The organism is Streptomyces sp. NH27 (genome assembly GCF_056859195.1).
This window is the reverse complement of record NZ_JACEGK010000771.1, coordinates 1-2,489: the sequence shown is the minus strand read 5'-3', so window position 1 is coordinate 2,489 and position 2,489 is coordinate 1. Positions and strand designations below refer to the sequence as shown.

The window sequence follows — 2,489 nt, the reverse complement described above, 5'->3', positions numbered from 1 at the left end:
GCACGCCGCCGGCGCCCCCGCGTTCGGCGCCCCGCCGCCGGGCGGACCCGAGGACGCGTACATCGGCGCCGCGCCGATGCGCAACGCGACCGGCCCCGACTGGCCGAGCTGGTACGCCGAGCACCGCGTGCTGCCCTACCTCCAACTCGCCGTCGACAACGGCACGCTGCGGCCCGCCGAGGCGGCCGTCGTGGAACGCGTCTGCGACCAACTGCCCGACCTCGCCGGCCCCGCCGAGCCGCCCGCCCGCCTGCACGGCGACCTCTGGAGCGGCAACGTCCTGTGGGGCGCCGACGGCGACACCTGGCTGATCGACCCCGCCGCGCACGGCGGCCACCGCGAGACCGACCTGGCGATGCTGCAACTCTTCGGCTGCCCGCACCTGGAACGCGTGCTCGACGCCTACCACGAGGCCGCGCCGCTCGCGCCGGGCCGGCGCTCCCGCGTCCCCCTCCACCAGCTCTTCCCGCTCCTCGTCCACACGGTGCTCTTCGGCCGCGGCTACGGCGAACAGGCCCTGGCGGCGGCCCGGTCGGCGCTGTCCGGGTGAGTGGTCGGGGCTTCGCGGTCGGTGTGAGCTGCCGGGCGGAAGAGGGCGGCCGCCCGTGCGCGGTCATGCGGCGGCCGGAAAACCGTTTGATCCGCTGGTCTACGGTTCCTGTATGACGACACTTCGACTGGCGGAGATCACCGTCGCGAACTTCGAGACCGCGATCGGTCTCAAGGTGCGCCCCGACCAGGAGCACCTGGTCACACCGGTGGTCAACTCCCTTGCCGAGGCGTATCTGCATCCCGGGATCGCCTGGCCGCGCCTGATCCTCGACGGGGACCGGCCGGTCGGCTTCCTGATGGCCTTCTTCGACATCGACTTCGAGGCCGACGACAAGGGCGTCGACATCCGCTCGGGCCTGTGGCGGCTCAACATCGCGGCCGAGGAACAGGGGCGGGGCTACGGGCGGTTCGCGGTCGAGTCCGTGGCCGCCGAGATCCGCCGCCGCGGCGGCACCCGGCTGACCACTACCTGGCACGCGGGCGCCGACGGTCCCGAGAGCTTCTACCTGAAGCTCGGGTTCCGGCCGACGGGGGAGATGTCCGGGGAACAGCCGGTCGGGGAGCTGGAGTTGGCGCCGGATGAGAACGAGGTACGGCCGGACCCGGGCGCCGCACAGCCCTCCGCGCAGCCCTCCGCGCGGCCCGCCCGGTAACCGCCGTTGCCTGACGTGGCGTCAGGAAATCTTCGGAAGACGGGCCTACGACTCAGGGAGCTTGCCTCGCTGGGTGATGATCCGCATCCACCCCTCCAAGGTCGCGACGAACTCGCCGAGATCGGAAGTGGTGTGGGAAGCCCGCACATCATCCCACCCGGGGTCGAGGACGACGACACGGAAGCCGCAGCCGCTGTACCAGCCGGCGTCTACGTTGATCTCCCGAGCCCGCAGCCCGCCCTCCTCCGCCACGTCCTGCTCGGTCAGCCACGGCGGTCGTACGGTTCGCGCCCAGTACAGGTCCTCGGAGTCGTTGGCCTCGACCCTTCCGTCCGGCAGCCGCCGTACCGACAGTCCGTTGTGGATGACGTGCCAACCGGCCGGCACCCGCAACGGGAGCAGCGCCCAGTCCTCGGAAATGCCCACGGCCGGCGGGGAATCGGGCGGCAGCTGAAAGATCGGTATCGGGTTCATGCGCGGACAGCATAGCGAGCTTGTGGGCACCAGGCACCGTTCGAGTTCCGAGCGGGGCGAACGCTCGTCCGGGATCGAAAGCAGGCACTCACGGTGGAACGGTCAGTTGTCGGCCGGTCCGTGCTCGTCGCGGTCGAACGCGGCCGCCGCCCGCGCGATCAGCTCGCGTGCCTCCGGCCCGTAGACCGCTGACCGCCGCAGCAGGCCGAACGCCTTGCGGAACACCGGGAGTCGCGCCGGATCGGTGATGGTCTCGGCGCCCCGGAAACCCTCGACCTCCGCGTGGCGGTCGTCGAAGAGGGAGAAGCCGTCACCCGGGTAGATATGGCGGTGGGCGCGGGCCGGGATGATCCCGAGCGTGAGCCCGGGGAGCTCGGTCGCTTCCGCCAGGCGCGTCAACTGCTCGCGCATCACGCCGGGTCCGCCGATGTTCGTCAGCAGCGCCTGCTCGCCGAGCAGGACATGGAAGGTGCGGCCGTCGCGGCCGATGTACGCCGCGCGGGCGGTCCGTGCGGCGACGCCGGCCTCGATGTCGTCGGGGATCTCGTGGAAGTCGACGACCAGCCGCAGCATGGCGGCGGCGTAGGCGGGGGTCTGGAGGTTCCCCCAGACAACATCGGGGGAGTAGCCGACGTAGTCGCGGGTGTTCCTGACCAGGTCGAGGAAGCTCTCCTGCACGGGGCCGGTGCCTCGTTGGAGCATGCTGTCCCAAGGGCCGTCCCGGTGCTCTGCGTATTCCGCGCGCTCTGGGCTGTCCGGGCTGTCCGGGCCGTCCGAGTCGTTCGAGTTGTTCGCCGAAGAGGTCTGCAT

4 protein-coding genes are annotated in these 2,489 nt (G+C 71.4%); 2 read left to right on the top strand and 2 right to left on the bottom strand.

All coding sequences use genetic code 11. The annotated features are described in order from the left end of the window. Both AC13HU_RS35610 and AC13HU_RS35605 read left to right on the top strand, forming a co-directional pair. Nucleotides 1-550 (top strand): fructosamine kinase family protein (locus AC13HU_RS35610; RefSeq protein WP_483046141.1); only part of this gene is annotated, 550 nt, incomplete at its 5' end. 112 nt (nucleotides 551-662) lie between these two features. Continuing rightward, on the top strand, nucleotides 663-1,205 hold the full coding sequence (locus tag AC13HU_RS35605) for a GNAT family N-acetyltransferase (RefSeq protein ID WP_483046140.1): 543 nt from the start codon (nucleotides 663-665) through the stop codon (nucleotides 1,203-1,205). A gap of 45 nt (nucleotides 1,206-1,250) precedes the next feature. Here the strand turns inward: AC13HU_RS35605 and AC13HU_RS35600 are convergent, their stop codons facing one another. Together AC13HU_RS35600 and AC13HU_RS35595 are read right to left on the bottom strand one after the other, a co-directional pair. Further along, nucleotides 1,251-1,631, bottom strand: coding sequence for a hypothetical protein (locus AC13HU_RS35600; protein WP_483046139.1), 381 nt, complete (start codon nucleotides 1,629-1,631; stop codon nucleotides 1,251-1,253). A 150-nt stretch (nucleotides 1,632-1,781) separates the two neighbouring features. Further along, nucleotides 1,782-2,489, bottom strand: a 708-nt coding sequence (locus AC13HU_RS35595) for a DUF5753 domain-containing protein (RefSeq protein ID WP_483046138.1), incomplete at its 5' end; no start/stop codon positions are given.

Coding starts and splice junctions, on each gene's coding strand:
- AC13HU_RS35605 (WP_483046140.1), top strand. CDS start 663: ATGACGACACTTCGACTGGCGGAGATCACCGTCGCGAACTTCGAGACC.